Below are 16,326 nucleotides of genomic sequence, written 5' to 3' on the forward strand. Positions count from 1 at the left end.
CTCAGCGCGCCGTCGCGGCGAGCGCCTTGCGCCGGCGAGTCAGGCTCCGCGAGCCCCACAGGCCGGCCAGGCCCAGGGCCAGCAGCACGGTCGAGCTTGGCTCGGGCACCGTGCCGGGCACCGTGGTGAACAGCTGGTCCTTGTCGACCGTTTCCCAGAAACCGTCCCAGGGCTTGATGCCGAAGTCGATCACGCCCGCCTGCAGACGGTTGTAGTAGCTGAGGTCAATGCCGTAGTAGCCGACCTGCAGCTCGACGCCACCGCTGGCGCCCAGGGTGTCGGCCAGCGAATGCGAGCTGCGTCCCGAGCCGCCGGCCAGCGAATCCTTCAGCATGGACAGGCTCTGGTCGCCGCCGCGCAGCGTGAACGAGAAGCCGTCGTCGGCAAAGATGCCGAGGTCGTAGAAGCCGGACTTGCCGATGTAGAGGTAGCCGCTGAAGACGGCAGCGTAGTTCCATTGGTCGCAGGACGGGGCTTCCGGCGCCGTCGGGCAATCGCTGGTGCTCGGCCCCACGACCGGTGCGACCGGGCGCACATAGTCGAGGTTCCAGGACCCATAGGCACCGCCGGTGGCCAGGCCGTTGTAGACGTCGTTGGCGAAACTGACCGCAGAAACCGTCTGTGCCGTCTGCTTGACCAGCGGGCCGCTCGGGGCCGCCTGGAACTGCGCGATGTCGCTGACCGACCAGATGCCCGTGCCCCAGGCCGTGTCCTTGATGACCTCGCCGTTGTAGACGAAGTTGCTGAAATGGGCGCTGTCATCCACCTTGAACCAGCTGCCCGCCAGGCCTGTGCCGATGGCGGCCGGTGCCGCGACCAGCGGAATCAGGCCGGCATGCGCTACGGAAGTGAGCAAGCTGGTGGCCAGGGCGGCCACAAAAACGGCGGGTTGGCGGGTGAAAGATCTGGAACCTGACATGAAAAGAGCCCCTCGATGCGTGTTCTGTTCGTGAACGGAATCATAGGGGGAGACCCTAAATTGGCCGGGTACTTTGTCACACTCCAGGGGCCTCGCTGGCACCCCGACTTGAGGGGGATCGGGGCCTCCAGACCGCATTGCCGCAGCCGCGCAGGCCGCCCACCACCAGCCCTCCGCCCCCCAGGGCCGCCTGCCCGACCAGGGCCAGGGAGGGGCCGTCTCAGGACTGCGGCACCGCCATGCCGTCGCTGACGCCCTTCAGCAGCAGCGGCAGGTTGCGCTCCATGGCGCGGCGGATCATGCGGTTCAGGAAAGGCGCCCGTTCGGCCTCGGGCAACGCGGTCCAGGCGTTCTCCGATCCCTCGGCCTGCGGCCCGGCGGCCGACAGCGTCGTGGCCTCGAAGGCCGTGCGGCTGGCTAGGATGCTGCCGCTGGCCAGGTCGATCATGGCGAGGTGCAGCGAGACGAAGGGCGCCAGGACGCCGGTGCTGACATGCTTGGTCTCGCGGTTCTGCATCATCGTGCTGCCGTCGGCGTAGAAGCCCAGGCCCTCGATGTAGCCGCCGCCGAGCGAGATGGCATTGGCGCCGTCCATGGCGGGAAACAGGGCCGGGCGGCGGTAGCGGGTCAAGAGCAGCACACGGGTGACGCCGTCCTGCTTCATCGCGTCCACATAGACCGGCGGCAGCGCGGCACGGCCGTCGTTGTACAGCAGCGAGGGCTTGGCGCTGAGGCGGGGTGACTTGAGGCGGTAGAGCAGCACGCGGGGTTGACCCTCCGCCTCCTTCAGCAGTTGCTCCAGCGAGCCCAACGCGGCGGCATCGAAGCCGGCGTCGGCCAGGGTGAGGCTGCTGCGCCGGTTCATGTCGAGCCGGGGCGCCTGGGCCGGCTGGTGGGCGATCAGGTTCAGTTCCTCGCCAATCAAAGAGACCACGGCGTAGGTCTCGCGCGGCGGCTCGGCGGCGCGCACCTGCGTGACCCACCCCAAGGCCAGCGCGGCGAGCGAGCTGGCCAGCAGATTCCTTCTTTGCATCTTGTTCTCTCCCTCGGTTGATCTCCTGCCCGCTTGATTTTCTTGACCTGGCGGGTGGCCAGTCCCGGGCTTTACCCTGCTACGCTGAGAGAATCGGGGCATGAGCTTGATCGACATTGTTTTGCTGGCCGGCCTGGCCCTGGTGCTTGTCCTGCTGGTCCTGATCTGGAACCGGCTGAAAGCTCAGGAGCAGGGCTCACCCGTTCTGAGCCAGGCCCTGCAGCAGAGCAGCGAACGGCTGGAGCGCGAGTTGCGTGACGAACTGGGCCGTAGCGCCAGCTCGACGCGCCAGGAGCTGGTGCAGGGCCTCGCGCAGTTCCAGCAGGTGCTGACCCAAGGCCTGCAGGGCACGAACCACAGCCTCGCTGCCCAGGCCCTCGCGGCCCGCGAGGCGCAGGACGCGGCCGCACAGCGCAGCGCGCAGTCCGTGACCGAGGCGATGCAGCGGCTCTCCGACGCCATGCGCGAGCAGCTCAAGGCCATGTCGGCCAGCAACGAGCAGCGCCTGAACGAGGTGCGGGTGTCGGTCGAGCAGCGCCTCGGCGCCATCCAGCAGGACAACGAGAAGAAGCTCGAGCAGATGCGCGCCACCGTGGACGAGAAGCTGCACGCCACGCTGGAAAAGCGCCTGGGCGAGAGCTTCAAGCAGGTGGCCGATCGCCTGGAGCAGGTGCACAAGGGCCTCGGCGAGATGCAGAACCTGGCGCGCGACGTGGGTTCCCTGAACCGCGTGCTGACCAATGTGAAGACGCGTGGCATCTTTGGCGAGGTGCAGCTGGCCGGCCTCCTGGAGCAGGTGTTCACGCCCGAGCAGTACGCGGCCAATGTGGCCACGGTGCCGGGTAGCAGCGAGCGTGTGGAGTTTGCGATCAAGCTGCCGGGCCAGCGCGACGATGGCCAGCCGCTGTGGCTGCCCATCGACGCCAAGTTCCCGCGCGAGGACTACGAACGCCTGCTGGAAGCGCAGGAGCAGGCCGATGCTGTCGGCGCTGAGGCGGCGGCCAAGGCCATAGAGACGCGGCTCAAGCTCGAGGCGCGGAGCATCCGCGTCAAGTACGTGGCGCCGCCGCACACCACCGATTTCGGCATCCTCTTCCTGCCCACCGAAGGCCTCTATGCCGAGGCGCTGCGCCGGCCCGGCCTGGTCGAGGGGCTGCAGCGCGAGCACAAGGTGATGCTGGTCGGGCCCACCACGCTGCTGGCCACCTTGACCAGCCTGCAGATGGGCTTCCGCACGCTGGCCCTCGAGAAGCGCTCGGCCGAGGTCTGGGAGGTGCTGGGCGCGGTCAAGACCGAGTTCGGCAAGTTCGGCGAGGTGCTGGCCAAGACCAAGAAGAAGCTCGACGAAGCCAGCAGCACCATCGAGCTCGCGGAGACCCGCACCCGCCAGATGAACCGCAAGCTCAAGACCGTCGAGGCCCTGCCCGACGAGGCCACGCAGAAGCTGCTGAACCTGGGGCAGATCGCCGACGAGTCCGACGAGGCCTGAGACGGGGATGAGCGACTCAGCCCCGGCGCCCAAGGATCTGCGCAAGTCTTTCCCTGCTGTCATCGCGACGCTGATCGCGGTCCATGCCTGCATGGCGGTCACGCGCGTGGCCTCCAGCCTCTGGGTGCTGAAGCAGGGCTACGGCGAGTGGACGGTGGGCCTTTTGCTCAGCCTGTTCGCGGTGGCGCCCATCCTCTTGTCGCTGTGGGCCGGCCGCCTGGCCGACAAACATGGCTTCCACCGCCCGGTCGGCCTCGGTGTGCTGCTGGCCCTGGCCGGCGCGCTGATCGCGGTGAGCCTGCAGACGGTCTGGGCCATGGGCCTGTCCTGTCTGGCCAGTGGTGGCGCGATCGCGGTGGCGGCCGTGGCCATCCAGCGCGAGGCCGGCCTGATGGCCGATGACCCGAGTCAGCTGAAGAAGGTGTTCAGCTGGGTGGCGCTGGGGCCGGCGGTGTCGAACGCCGTGGCGCCGGTGATCACCGGTCTCCTGATCGATCACGTGAGCTTCCGTGCCGCCTTTGCGCTGGCCGTCGTGCTGCCGATGCTGGCCTGGGCGCTGGCGCTGCGCGTGCCGCGCCATCCGCCCGCGCCGGCCGCCACCGGCGTGAAGGCCCGGCCGGCCTTCGACCTGCTGCGCCAGCCGGCGCTGCGCCGCCTCTTGCTGGTGAACATCGTGCTGTCGGCGAGCTGGGATTCGCACAGCTTCGTCGTGCCCGTGGTGGGCCATGCGCGCGAGCTGTCGGCCTCCAGCATCGGCCTCGTGCTCGGCAGTTTTGCGGTGGCCGCCACCGTGGTGCGCCTGGCCATCGTGCGCTGGGCTTCGCACCTCAATGAGCTGAAGGCGCTGCGCGGCGCCATGTTGCTCGCCATGGGCATGCTGGCCGTCTATGCCTGGCTGCCCGGCACGCCGGGCCTGATGTTCGGTTCGGCCGTGCTCGGTATCGCGCTGGGCTCGGTCCAGCCCATGGTGTTGTCGATGCTTCATCAGGTCACGCCGCCGGACCGCCATGGCCAGGCCCTCGGCCTGCGCATGCTGACCGTCAACAGTGCCACGGTGGCCATGCCCCTGGGCTTTGGCCTGCTGGCCAGCGTGACCGGCGCGGCCGCACCGATGTGGTTGATGGCCAGCCTCTTGCTGGCCGCGCAATGGCCGGCGCGCTCGCTCAAGAGCCCCTGAAAGCCCCGAGCGCACAGCGCACAATGGCGGCCTTCGAATTCCAGGCCGAGGAGCCGCCATGACAAGAACGAAGCGACAGATCTTTCAGCTGAGCCTGCTGGCCGCCGCACTGGCCTGCGGCACGGCCTATGCCGACAAACCGCTGCCGGCCAAGCCACCCGTGGCGGCCGTCAAGCCGGCTGCCAAGGACTGCAAACCCGCCGTGTCGAACACGGCCGCCAGCTTCGTCCGCGAGCTCGGCGGCATCCGCGAGTACTGCTTGGCCAATGGCCTGCAGATCCTCCTGTTCCCCGACGAGGCGCAGAGCACGACCACGGTGAACATCACCTACCGCGTCGGCAGCCGCCATGAATCGCAGGGCGAGTACGGCATGGCCCACTTGCTCGAGCACCTGGTGTTCAAGGGCACGCCCACCTACAAGAAGATCGACGAGGAATTTGCCAAGCGCGCGATGCGCACCAACGGCAGCACGACTGTCGACCGCACCAACTACTTCGCCTCGTTCAACGCCAACGAGGACACGCTGGCCTTTGCCATCGCGCTGGAAGCCGACCGCATGGTCAACAGCTTCATCGCCAAGTCCGACCTCGACTCGGAGATGAGCGTGGTGCGCAACGAGTTCGAGCGCGGCGAGAACAACCCGATGCAGGTGCTGGTGCAGCGCGTGCAGGCCGTGGCCAATGACTGGCATGCCTACGGCCATTCGACGATCGGCCCCAAGAGCGATATCGAGAACGTGCCCATCGAGAAGCTGCAGGCCTTCTACAAGCGCTACTACCGGCCCGACAACGCCACGGTGCTCGTGGCCGGGCGTTTCGATGTGGAGAAGACGCTGGCCCTGATCGCCAAGTCCTTCGGCCCGCTCGCCAAGCCGGCCGAACCCATTCCGCAGCCCTACACCGTCGAGCCGCCGCAGGACGGTGAGCGCAGCGTGGTGGTGCGCCGCGTGGGCGGCCAGCCGGTGCTGCTGGCCTACTACCACGTGCCCGCTGTGGCCCACGCCGATACGGCGCCGTTGCTGGTGTTGGGCCTCTTGATGTCAATGCAGCCCAGCGGCCATCTCTACAAGGAACTGGTCGAGAGCAAGCTGGCCGTGGCGGCCGGCATGGGCGGCCTCGGCGGCTTTGCGCCCGGTGGCACGCAGGCCCTGGCCGTGCTGCCGGCGGACGGCGACATGGCCGCCGTCGAGAAGAAGCTGCTGGACCTGGTGGAGGGACGCAGCGGCAAGCCCTTCGACGAGGCTGAGCTGCAGCGCGTGCGCGACATCGCCGTGCTCAGCTACCGCGACCAGATGAAGCGGCCCGAGGCCCTGATCCAGCAGATATCGTCATTGCTCGGTGCCGGCGACTGGCGGCTGATGTTCCAGATCATGGAAGACCTGCAGAAGGTCACGCTCGCCGACGTGGAGCGGGTGCGCAAGGCCTATTTCCGCCCGGCCAATCGCACGCTGGGCCGCTATCTGCCGGCCACCGAGGTGGAGCGCGTGGCCATCCCGGCAGCGCCGGCGCTGGATCAACGCCTCGCGCAACTGCAAGGCCCACCCAAGGTGGAGGAAGGCGAGCGCTTCGACCCCACGGTGCAGAACCTGCAGGCGCGCACGCAGCGACGCAAGCTGCCTTCCGGCATCGAGCTGTCCACGCTGAACAAGCAGACGCGCGGCAATACGGTCAACCTCCTGATGAGCCTGCGCTGGGGCGAGCCGCGTGCTACCACGGCGGCGCTCGGCACCGATCTGATCGACGATCTGATGAACGAAGGCAGCAGCCAATGGGACAAGCAGAAGCTGCGTGACGAGCTGGTGAGGCTCAAGGCCAACCTCTCGATCCGGGGCGGCAACCAGGGCGCGACCGTGGCCATCAGTGCCGAGCGCGACACCTTGCTCGCGGTGCTGAAGATCGCAGCCAACGTGCTGCAGCAGCCGCTGCTGCCGCCGGATGCCTTCGAGCGCATCAAGCAGCAGGGCCTGGCCGGGCTCGAGGCTTCGCGCCAGGAGCTGGAGACGCTGCGTGCCGAGGCGGTGCGCGAGCATGTCAACAAGGCGCGCGGCAGCAAGCTCGGTGATCCCGACTACCTGGCCAGCCTGGACGAGAACATCGACGAGGCCAAACGCACCACGCTGGCCGATGCGCGCAAGTTCTACCGCGACTACTGGTCGGCCAACGAGGCCCGGGTGTCCGTGGTCGGTGCCTTGCCCGAGGGCCTGGATGCCGCCATCGAGCAGGCCTTCGGTGGTTGGAAGAAGCCCGAGGCGCCGCGCTTCGTGCGCTTCGTGGCCAAGCCGGTGGTGATACCGCCGGCGCGCTTCGACGTGCAGGCCAAGGACAAGACCAGCGCCATGCTGCAACTGAGCCAGCGCTTCGAACTGTCGACGCAGGATGCCGACTACCTGCCCATGCTGCTCGCCGTGCAGGTGCTGGGCGGCGGCGGCCTGGAAAGCCGCTTGAGCGTGCGCGTGCGCCAGCAGGAGGGCCTCAGCTACGGCGTGGGTGCCGGGCTGCAGGCGGACCACTTCAGCCGCGATGCGGCGCTGCGCATTGGCGGCACGTTCGCGCCACAGAACCGCGAGCGCATGCTGGCCGTGATCCAGGAAGAGCTGGCCCGTCTTGCCAAGGACGGCATCACCGAGACCGAGCTGGCACGCGCCAGGAAAGACCTGCTGGAAGCCTGGCGCCAGGGCCGCGCCAACGACGGCGGCCTGGCGGCCTCGCTGAACTGGTTTGCCGAGATCGGCAAGGACTGGTTGAGCCACGACGGCGCGCTGGAAGCCCGCCTGCAGGCGGTGACGGTGGCCGACGCGAACGCGGCCTGGAAGAAGTTCATCAAGCCCGAGGCTTTCGTGATCAGCACGGTGGGCGACTTCGGCAAGTGAGCGTCTGAGACGGGCCGGGGCGCCGCTATAGTGCCCCGGCCGCCGTCGCCATGCGGCAGGCCAGCCGGACACAGACCGGTGCAATCAGGAGGAACGAGCCCATGACCGCATCGCCCCGCGCCCGCGCGCCGAGCGCTTTCACTTTGACCCTGTTGTTGAGCAGCCTGCTGACCGCCTGCGGTGGTGGCGGTGGGGGCAGCAGCAGCGGTGGCGGCAGCAGCCCGCCGGCGGCGGTGGTGGCGCCCAGCATCCTGACGCAGCCGAGTTCGGCCAGCGTGCAGCGTTGCGAGACAGTCAGTTTCTCGGTCGGCGCCAGCGGCGGCTCGCTCAGCTACCAATGGCAGCGCAATGGCGTGGACCTGGCCGGTGCCACCCAGGCCACGTTGCAGCTCAATGCGGCGGCGGCCGACGACGGCGCGCGCTACAGCGTCACGGTCAGCAACAGTGCCGGCCAGGCCAAGTCTGAGGCCGCCACGCTCAGCGTCGGCGCGGTGGACGAGTCGCAGCTGAGCATTGCCAACATCGAGTTGGCCCAGGTGATGCTGATGGACAGCAAGGACGCCGCGCTGGAGCTGGTGCAGGACCGCGAGCTGCTGGTCAAGGTCAATGCGCGGGCGCCGGCGCCCATGCACTGCAAGCCCGCCGGGCTGCTGCGCATCGAGGATGCGGCCGGCAAGCTGCAGCGCGAGGTGGCGCTGGCTGCGCCGCTCCTTCCTATCCCCGCCACCACGCCGGCCTCGGCACCGACGGCCGCCAGCCTGCTGGACAGCTACAGCGCCAGCGTGCCGGCCGAGCTGGTCAAGCCGGGCCTGCGCCTGGTGGTGCTGCTGCCAGGCAAGAGCGGCGCCCAGCGCATCGCGCCGCCGGTCTCACCGAGCCCGGCCATCACCCTGGTGGCGATCCCGCTGCAGGTGGGTGAGGGCCTGGCCCAGGTGCCCGAAGGCATTCCCGACTACATCCGTGCGCGTTCTCCCGTGCAAGGCCTGATCCTCGACACCCGCCAGCCGCTGCGATCGACCAGTGTGACCGCCCAGCCCACGGCCGGCGCCGACTGGCCCGATGCGCTGTCCAAGCTGCTGACCGAGGTCAACAGCCTGCGCACGCTGGAAGGCCGGCCGACGCGCACCTACTACTACGGCTTCGTGCGCCAGCAGGTGCTCGGCACGAACGTGGGCCTCGGCTACCGGCCGGGCGGTGCCGCCGTGGGCTACGACCGGCCGGAGCGGCCCGAGTACGCACGCGAGACGCTGCAGCATGAGCTGGGCCACAACTTCAACCTGCAGCATGCGCCCTGTGGCGACCCGTCCAACCCCGACACGCTTTACCCCTATGCCAATGCGCTGATGGGCGCCGGCAATCGCATGGTCTGGGGCTACAACAGCCAGACCAAGACCTTCGTCAACCCGGGCGACGCGAACAACCACGACCTGATGAGCTATTGCAGCGGCGACTGGTTCTCCGACTACAACTACGTCAGCGTGCAGAAGCGCCTGCGCAGCGCGTTGCCGAGCATCCAGGCGCCAGGCAGCATGGTGCAGATCACAGCCGCTGCCGGTGCAACGACGGCGGCAGCAGCCGAGCCGCTGCTGCTGATCACCGGCGAGATCGGCCCGCGTGGCCTCAGCCTTGCCATGCCGCGTGCCTTCAGCGGCCAGGCCCAGCTGCCCGAGGCCGGGCCCTATCTGCTGACGCTGAACCTGGCCAGCGGCGAGCAACGCCAGTGGCGCTTTGAAGCCCCCTCGCTGGATCACGCGCCACAGATCCGGCACTTCCACTTCAGCATTCCGCATCCGGGGGCCATCGCAGCGCTGAGCATCAGCCGCGCGGGTCAGGTCTTGCATGCGCAGGGAGCGCCCGGAGAGGCCGCAGCGGCCGGAGAGGCCGGAGAGGCCGCTGCCAAGCGCCGCGTCCAGCAGGCCGCCGCTGCCACCTCCGTGCAGATGACGGTGGCCCAAGGCCAACTGAGCCTGCAATGGGATGCCCAGCGCTGGCCGCAACTGAGCCTCACCCAACTCGGCAGCGACGGCCGGCGCCGCGTGCTGGCCCCCAGCCTCAGCGGAGGCAAGGCCCAGCTCCCAGTCACCGGCGAGGCGCTGGGCTATGAGCTCGGCCTGTCGGACGGGCTCAACAGCCAGCTGTTGTGGCTGGATGCGGCGGGTCGCGCGCAGAGCGCCTCGCCGGCCGTGCAGCGCAGCAGCCTGCGGCAGGCCCTGTAGGCCATCCCCTCGGGGTCAGGGGCTTACCGCCTGTTACCCCGGCGCCGGGCGATGGGAGCAAGATCGGGGCATCGCCTTGCCCTGCCTCGCCATTGTGAAGTTCCTTGACCGCCTTGCCCTGACCGGCGCCACCCTGGCGCTCGCTGGCCTGCTGGCCGCTTGTGGCGGTGGTGGTGGTGGCAGCAGCAGCCCCCCGAGTGGCGGCGGCACCGTCCCCACGGCGAGCACGCCCAGCATCGTCGTGCAGCCGGCCTCGGTGTCGGCACAGCGCTGCGAAACGGTGCGCTTCACCGTCTCTGCCGAAGGGACGGGCCCTTTCAGCTACCAGTGGCAGCGCAACGAGGTCGACATTCCCGGCGCCCAGCAGGCCACGCTGCAGATCGCCAGCACCAGCTCGGCCGACGACCAGGCCCGCTTCAGCGTCATGGTTTCCAACAGCGCCGGCCAGACCCGCTCGGCCACGGCCACGCTCAGCGTCAACACGGCCGACGAGGCCAAGCTCAGCATCGCCTCGATCGAATTGGCCCAGGGCATGCTGATGAGCAGCAGCGACGCCATGCTGGAGCTGGTGCAGGAGCGCGAGCTCCTGGTCAAGGTCAACGCCCGTGCGCCCACGCCCATGACTTGCAAGCCGGCCAGCCTGCTCCGCATCGAGGACGCCGCCGGGGTTTTGCTGCGCGAGATCGCGCTCACGCCGCCCAGCCTGCCCATCCCCTCGACCACGGCCGCCACCGTCAGCCTGCAGGACAGCTACAGCGCCACCGTGCCGGCCGAGTTCGTCAAGCCGGGCCTGCGCCTGGTGGTGAGCCTGCCGGGCCAGACGCCGGTGCAGCGCCTCGCGCCGCCGGTCGCGCCCAGCCCGGTGATCACCCTGGTGGCCATTCCCTTGCAGGTGGGCGCCAGCGTGGCCCAGATCCCGACGGGCATGCCCGACTACATCCGTGCCCGCTCGCCGCTGCAGGGCCTGGTGCAGGAGACCCGCCCGACCCTGCGCTCCACGGCAGTGCCGACCCAGCCGGCCGCGCGCGCGGACTGGGCCGACGCGATGTCCAAGCTGCTGACCGAGGTGAACACCTTGCGCACGCTGGAAGGCGCGCCCAAGACCAGCTACTACTTTGGCTTCGTGCGTCAGGACGTGCCCGGCAGTGTCGTCGGCCTGGGCTATGTGCCGGGCGGCGCGGCCGTCGGCTACGACAAGCCCGGCGACCTTGCCGCCACGCTGGACAGCCTGCAGCACGAACTGGGCCACAACTTCAACCTGCGCCACGCGCCTTGCGGCGACCCGCCGGGGCCCGATCCGCTCTATCCCTATGCGAATGCCCAGATGGGCGCGGGCAGCCGCATGGTCTGGGGCTATGACAGCGTCAACAAGCTCTTCATCGACCCCGGCAACAGCAGCAATCACGACCTGATGAGCTATTGCAGCGGCACCTGGTTCTCCGACTACAGCTACTACCGGGCCCAGCAGCGCCTGCACACGGCCCAGCCGAGCAGCATGCCCTCCAACCTGGCCGCGCGGACCGTGGCGCAGGTGGCCATGGCGGCACCGGCCTCGCAGGCCGGCGCGCTGTTGCTGATCACCGGCGAGATCGGCCCTCAGGGCCTGCGCCTTGCGGCACCCTGGACCTACAGCGGCCAAGCCGATGAGCCGGCGAGCGGGCCATATGTGTTGAGCCTCACCTTGGCCAGCGGCGAGCAGCGCCGGTGGCGCTTTGACGCGCCACCGCTGGAGCATGCGCCGCAGATCCGGCATTTCCATTTCAGCATTGCGCATCCGGGCGCGATTGCGGCGCTGAGCATCGCTCGCGAGGGTCAGGTCTTGCATGCGCAGGGCGACGCTTCAGCCGCCGGCCGGCGGCGGGCCCAGCAGGCGGCAGCGGCCTGGCCGCAGCTGCAGGCGCAGCTAGCGGAGGGGCGGCTGAGCCTGCAATGGGATGGCCAGCGCTGGCCCCTGCTCAGCGCCACGCAACTGGGCAAGGACGGCAAACGCCGTGTGCTGGCCCAGGGCCTGAGCGGCGGGCAGGCCCGTATCGAGATCTCGGGCGAGGCCCAGGCCTTCGAGCTGAGCTTCTCAGATGGCCTCAACAGCCAGCTGCTGTGGCTGGATGGAGCGGGCCGGCCGCAGGCTGCGCCGCCGCCTCAGGCTCCTTAGGGCGGCGCCAGCTGGAACGACTGGCTGGCCTTGTAGGCCTCCAGCACGCTGCGGTACTGCGATTCGCTCAGCAGCTCCTTGAGCTTCTGGTGGAAGCGCCGCACGTCGGCATAGGCGGCGGCCTGGTCGGCCAGGGCTTCCTGTTCGAGGCGCAGGTCGCGGTCGATGTCGACCGTGGCCGAGATCGGCGGGCGGATGAAGCCCAGGGCACGGTCGCGGCGGCGCTCGTTCAGGTCGCCGAGATCGCGCAGGTCGCGCATCAGCGCCGCCCAGGCTTCGACCTGGGCCGGCTGCAAGCCCAGCGTGGCTTCGAGCTGGCTCAGCTTTTCGTGCCAGAGCTTGAGCGGCTCGGGTGGGCGTGGCGACTCGGGGCGGCCGGACTGCCTGTCAGGCGGTGCGCGGCGCTCGCCCCCGTCGCGACCGCTGGCGCCGCGGCCGCCGTGGCCACCGCCCCCGCCGCCGCCGGGTTGGAACTGGGCCAGGGCGAGGGCCGGCACAAGCAGGGCGGTCAGCAGCAGCAATCGGGTGGGTTTCATGGTCGCGGGGCGGGCAGGGATGAGCGGAGGATGGGGCCAGTGTGCCGCCGCTTTGCCTCTTGCCTGTAGGTGGATGGTCAAGAAGTGTGAAGCGTCAAGTGTGCTGCGGGTAAAGCCGCCGTAACAAAGCGGCACGCAGCTTCACGCAAGGCGACGGCCAGGCAAACTTGACACATCGCCAGGCAACAGCGGCTGCCGACACTGGGTGCTTCTCCAGAAGCAGTACCCCACCCGTGCCCCCTGTTCCCGTCGCGCTGCGCCGCTGGCTGACGCCGTTTCTCCTGTTCCTGCTGATCTTCCTGGTCAGCTGCACGGCCTTCATGCGCAAGTACCTGGGGCCGGTGACGCCGGACCAGCTGCTTTTCCATCTGCAGTACGGCGGCCTGGACTATGCCGACCCCCGCATGATCATCCGCGCCTTGCGCTACCTGGCCGGCACGCTGCTGCTGACGGCGCTCGCCACCTGGGCGCTGCGGCGCATGTCGCTGCGCCTGCAGCGGAGCCTGTGGCTGATGTTGCTGGGCGGGGCTGCCTTCTCTGTCGGCGCCACGGTGGACGACGCTTGCGACGGCGGGCAGACCGATGCCATCGCTCAGCGCTACGTAGACCCGTTGGCCCAGCGCTTCGAGCAGGCCGAGAGTCCGCCCGACCTCCTGATCGTTTTCATCGAATCGCTGGACGAGCGCTATGCCGAGCCCACGCTGCCCCACGGCCCGGCCCTGAGCGAGCTGGCCGACTGGCGCGCCCACGGCCGGCGCTTCGGCGAGATGCGCACGCTGGGCGGTTCGAGCTGGACCGTGGGCGGCCTGTTCAGCGCCTTGTGCGGCGTGCCGCTGCAGCCGGCCGGCCTGATGAGCCGCAATGCGCTGGAGTACTCGACCCGCTTCTTCGACGGCGGCGCCTGCCTGACCGATGTGCTGGCCCGTCAGGGCTGGGAGCTGAGCTTCTACGGCGGTGCCTCGCTGAAGTTCGCCGGCAAGGGCTTGTTCATGGCCAAGCACCAGGTGGCGCGACGCTTTGGCCGCGAGCAGTGGCAGGACCGGGGCGTGAGCGTGCCCGGCGAGGGCTGGGGCTTGCTGGATGCGGGCCTGACTGCGCAGGCCTGGGCCGACATGCAGCGCCCGCGCGATGGCAACAAGGCGCGCGCCTCGCTGCTGCTGACCGTCAACACCCACGGGCCCTCGGGGACGGCCGACCCGGGCTGCGGTCAGTCGGAGGACGGCGAGCTCTCGACCGACGAGCAGATGGCCCGCGCGCTCGCCTGCACCGACCATGTGGTGGCGCAACTGGCCCGCCGCTTTGCTTCGCAAGCCGATGGCCGGCGCAAGCTGGTCTGGATCATGGGCGACCACATCGGACCGACGCCACTGCTGTTCGATGGCACCGATGAGCAATGGCGCAAGCGCAGCCTGTTTCATGCGCTGGCACGATTCGACGGCCAGGGCCGGCCCGAGCCGCTGCCGGCCGCCGTGCGCCAGCGCAGCTTCAGTCACCTGGACGTGCTGCCCACGCTGGCCGAGGCCCTGGGCCTCAGCTGGCAGCCGCAGGCCCACCGCCTGGGGCTCGGCGTGTCACTGCTGGCGGCCGAGCAGCCGCCGACGCTCCTGGAGCAGCAGGGCTATGAGCGCAGCAATGCGCAGCTGGCCTGTCCCTCGCCGCTGTTCCACCGCCTGTGGGTGGACCGGCCTCAGGCCGCCGGCGAACGCAGCAAGAGCACCGGCACCGGCGCCTGACGCACGATCATCTCGGCATCGCTGCCGAGCAGGGCCCGGCCCACGCCGCGCCGGCCATGGGTGCCGAGCACGATCAGCTGTGCGCCGCACTTCGTTGCCGCATCGACCACCACATCGGCCACGCGCTGGGCAAAGCCCTCGGCCAGCTGGGTCTCGACCGGCAGCCCCGCCGCCTCGACCCGCGCGCGGGCCTTCACGAGGATTTGCTGGCCGCCCTGGTGCAGCAGGTCGAAGACCTCGGGCGTGAGGCCGACACCGGCGTTCGGGTAGGCATTGAAGGACAGCATGTCCACCACATGCAGCAGATGCAGGCGGGCGTTGCAGAGCTTGGCCAGGCGGATGGCCTCGGCCAGGCCCAGCTCGGAGGTGGGGCTGCCGTCAACCGGAACCAGGATCTTGCTGTACATGGAGGTCTCCCGATGCAATGCCTCCATGCTCGCGCCGGCGCCGCCGCCGGCGCTTGAGCATGATCAAGAAACAATCAGCGTGAAGTGGCCGTAGTGCCGGAAGCGGCCTCGTAAACCAAGCGGCCGCCGACCCAGGTCTGCAGCACCCGGGTCTTCAAGAGCGCGGCCGGCGAGGAGCCGAGCGGGTCGTGGTCGACGAGGATGAAGTCGGCCCGCGCGCCCGGCGTGAGCGTGCCGAGCTCGCCTTCGCGGCGCGTGGCGTAGGCGGCGGCGCGGGTGAAGCAGTCCAGCGCCTGCAGGCTGTTGAGCGCCTGCTGGCCGTACCAGCCCCCGGGCGGCTTGCCCTCGGCGTCTTGTCGGGTGACGGCGGCATAGAGGCCGGCCCAGGGCGTGGGCTCCTCGACCGGGAAATCTGAGCCGCAGGCCAGGCGCGCGCCCGACTTCAGCAGGCGCTGCCAGGCATAGGCGCCCTGGATGCGCTGGGCGCCTACACGGTCTTCGGCCATGTTCATGTCCGAGGTGGCATGCACCGGCTGCACCGAGGCGATGACCTGCGCCTTGACGAAGCGCGGGATGTCGGCGAGGGCGATCACTTGCGCATGCTCGATGCGGTGGCGCAGCGCCGTGCTCTTGGTGCCGAACTCGCGCTGCAACGTCTCGAAGCCGACCAGGGCCTGGCGGTTGGCCGCGTCGCCGATGGCATGCACATTGACCTGGAAGCCGGCCTTCACGGCCGCGCGCATCTGCGCGAGCAACTGCTCGTCCTTGTTGAACAGCAGGCCTTGCGTCTGCGGCGCGTCGCTGTAGGGCGCCAGCAGGGCCGCGCCCCGGCTGCCCAGCGCGCCGTCGGCAAACAGCTTGACCATGCGCAGGCTGTACAGGCCTTCGCCACTCGGTGCCAGCGGCCCTTCCCGGCGCAGGCGCTCGATCAGGGCGCCGTCGCTGCCGCGCGCCATGCCGTCGATGCGGATCTTGAGCCGGCCCGCCGCCGCGAACTCGCGCATCAGCTGGTCGGCCTCGTTCGAGACGCCGGCATCCTGCACCGCCGTGAGCCCGAGGCCCAGCAGCTCCTTCTGCGCCACCTCCAGCGCCGCGCTCATCTCGGCCTTGGAGGGCGCCGGCACATGGCGATTCATCAGGCCCATGGCGCCATCGACCAGCACGCCGGTCGGCTCGCCGCGCTCATCGCGCTCGATCTTGCCGCCCTGCGGGTCGGGCGTGTCGCGGGTGATGCCGGCGATCTGCAAGGCCCGGCTGTTGGCCCAGCCGGCATGGCCGTCCACGCGCTCCAGCCAGACGGGGCGCTGGCTCTCGGCGCTGTCCAGCTCGGCGGCGGTGGGGAAGCGGCCCAGCTTCCAGTTCGCCTGGTTCCAGCCGCCGCCCAGCAGCCAGGCCGCATCGGGCCGTGCAGCAGCATGGGCCTTGATGGCGGCCAGCGCCGCCGGCAGGTCGGCGGTGTCGCGCAGCGACAGCGTGAGCCTCGAAAGCCCCAGGTCCAGCACATGGCCATGGGCGTCGATCAGGCCCGGCATCAAGACCTGACCCTTGGCGTCGACGCGGCGTGCCCCCGCCGCTTTGGCTTGAAGCTCGGCCAGCTTGCCGGTGGCCAGCACACGGCCGTCGGCATCGATCGAGAGAGCGTCGAAGCGCTGCACGCGGCCTTTCTCGTCCAGCGTCAGGCCGTGGGCGTTGTGAATCAAGAGCGGCTCGGCTGCGTGGGCCGCGCCGAACAGCAGGGAGAGGGCGAGCAGGGTGGCTTTTTGCATCGCTGCAGTATCGGCCGGCGTCCCCCATC

General features: G+C 69.5%; 11 protein-coding genes. 6 read left to right on the forward strand and 5 right to left on the reverse strand.

Annotated elements, in window-relative coordinates; all coding sequences use genetic code 11:
- Position 1: 1 nt before the first annotated feature.
- Both J7U46_RS12550 and J7U46_RS12555 read right to left on the reverse strand, forming a co-directional pair.
- On the reverse strand, positions 2-856 hold the full coding sequence (locus J7U46_RS12550; protein WP_282826304.1) for a PEP-CTERM sorting domain-containing protein: 855 nt from the start codon (positions 854-856) through the stop codon (positions 2-4).
- A gap of 283 nt (positions 857-1,139) precedes the next feature.
- Complete coding sequence (locus J7U46_RS12555; RefSeq protein WP_282826306.1) at positions 1,140-1,952, reverse strand: hypothetical protein; 813 nt, start codon at positions 1,950-1,952, stop codon at positions 1,140-1,142.
- Between the two features lie 100 nt (positions 1,953-2,052).
- Between J7U46_RS12555 and rmuC the strand changes: the two genes are divergently transcribed.
- From rmuC to J7U46_RS12580, 5 genes are all read left to right on the forward strand, one after another.
- A complete protein-coding gene (gene rmuC / locus J7U46_RS12560) occupies positions 2,053-3,441 on the forward strand; it encodes a DNA recombination protein RmuC (protein WP_282826308.1) in 1,389 nt (462 codons plus the stop codon).
- A 7-nt stretch (positions 3,442-3,448) separates the two neighbouring features.
- Positions 3,449-4,618 carry an MFS transporter gene (locus tag J7U46_RS12565; RefSeq protein ID WP_282826309.1) on the forward strand — a complete coding sequence of 390 codons (1,170 nt, stop codon included), beginning with the start codon at positions 3,449-3,451 and terminating at the stop codon, positions 4,616-4,618.
- Between the two features lie 58 nt (positions 4,619-4,676).
- Complete coding sequence (locus J7U46_RS12570) at positions 4,677-7,487, forward strand: pitrilysin family protein (protein ID WP_282826311.1); 2,811 nt, start codon at positions 4,677-4,679, stop codon at positions 7,485-7,487.
- 101 nt (positions 7,488-7,588) lie between these two features.
- Entirely contained in the window at positions 7,589-9,703 is a 2,115-nt protein-coding gene (locus tag J7U46_RS12575; protein ID WP_282826312.1) for a M66 family metalloprotease, read from the forward strand.
- Positions 9,704-9,797: 94 nt separating this feature from the next.
- Positions 9,798-11,855, forward strand: coding sequence for a M66 family metalloprotease (locus J7U46_RS12580; protein ID WP_282826314.1), 2,058 nt, complete (start codon positions 9,798-9,800; stop codon positions 11,853-11,855).
- Here J7U46_RS12580 and J7U46_RS12585 read toward each other — a convergent pair.
- Positions 11,852-12,391, reverse strand: a complete 540-nt coding sequence (locus J7U46_RS12585) for a hypothetical protein (RefSeq protein WP_282826316.1) — start codon at positions 12,389-12,391, stop codon at positions 11,852-11,854. The two genes, J7U46_RS12580 and J7U46_RS12585, sit on opposite strands and share 4 nt — an antisense overlap.
- Positions 12,392-12,624: 233 nt before the next feature.
- Here J7U46_RS12585 and J7U46_RS12590 point away from each other — a divergent pair, with 233 nt between their 5' ends.
- Entirely contained in the window at positions 12,625-14,124 is a 1,500-nt protein-coding gene (locus tag J7U46_RS12590; RefSeq protein ID WP_282826317.1) for a sulfatase-like hydrolase/transferase, read from the forward strand.
- On the opposite strand, the gene J7U46_RS12595 is transcribed toward J7U46_RS12590, so the two are convergent.
- Positions 14,079-14,531, reverse strand: a complete 453-nt coding sequence (locus tag J7U46_RS12595) for a universal stress protein (protein WP_282826318.1) — start codon at positions 14,529-14,531, stop codon at positions 14,079-14,081. The genes J7U46_RS12590 and J7U46_RS12595 overlap by 46 nt on opposite strands.
- 74 nt (positions 14,532-14,605) lie before the next feature.
- Positions 14,606-16,297: an amidohydrolase gene (locus tag J7U46_RS12600; RefSeq protein ID WP_282826320.1), complete on the reverse strand. Its 1,692-nt coding sequence runs from the start codon at positions 16,295-16,297 to the stop codon at positions 14,606-14,608.
- Between the last annotated feature and the right edge of the window lie 29 nt (positions 16,298-16,326).

Origin of the sequence: Pelomonas sp. V22 (genome assembly GCF_030014915.1) — a bacterium.
In the GTDB taxonomy this organism is placed as follows: domain Bacteria; phylum Pseudomonadota; class Gammaproteobacteria; order Burkholderiales; family Burkholderiaceae_C; genus JAUASW01.

Excerpts from the sequence above, each read along its gene's own strand:
- J7U46_RS12555 (WP_282826306.1), bottom strand. The coding sequence starts at position 1,952 with ATGCAAAGAAGGAATCTGCTGGCCAGCTCGCTCGCCGCGCTGGCCTTG.
- rmuC (WP_282826308.1), top strand. The coding sequence starts at position 2,053 with ATGAGCTTGATCGACATTGTTTTGCTGGCCGGCCTGGCCCTGGTGCTT.
- J7U46_RS12565 (WP_282826309.1), top strand. The coding sequence starts at position 3,449 with ATGAGCGACTCAGCCCCGGCGCCCAAGGATCTGCGCAAGTCTTTCCCT.
- J7U46_RS12570 (WP_282826311.1), top strand. The coding sequence starts at position 4,677 with ATGACAAGAACGAAGCGACAGATCTTTCAGCTGAGCCTGCTGGCCGCC.
- J7U46_RS12575 (WP_282826312.1), top strand. The coding sequence starts at position 7,589 with ATGACCGCATCGCCCCGCGCCCGCGCGCCGAGCGCTTTCACTTTGACC.
- J7U46_RS12585 (WP_282826316.1), bottom strand. The coding sequence starts at position 12,391 with ATGAAACCCACCCGATTGCTGCTGCTGACCGCCCTGCTTGTGCCGGCC.
- J7U46_RS12595 (WP_282826318.1), bottom strand. The coding sequence starts at position 14,531 with ATGTACAGCAAGATCCTGGTTCCGGTTGACGGCAGCCCCACCTCCGAG.
- J7U46_RS12600 (WP_282826320.1), bottom strand. The coding sequence starts at position 16,297 with ATGCAAAAAGCCACCCTGCTCGCCCTCTCCCTGCTGTTCGGCGCGGCC.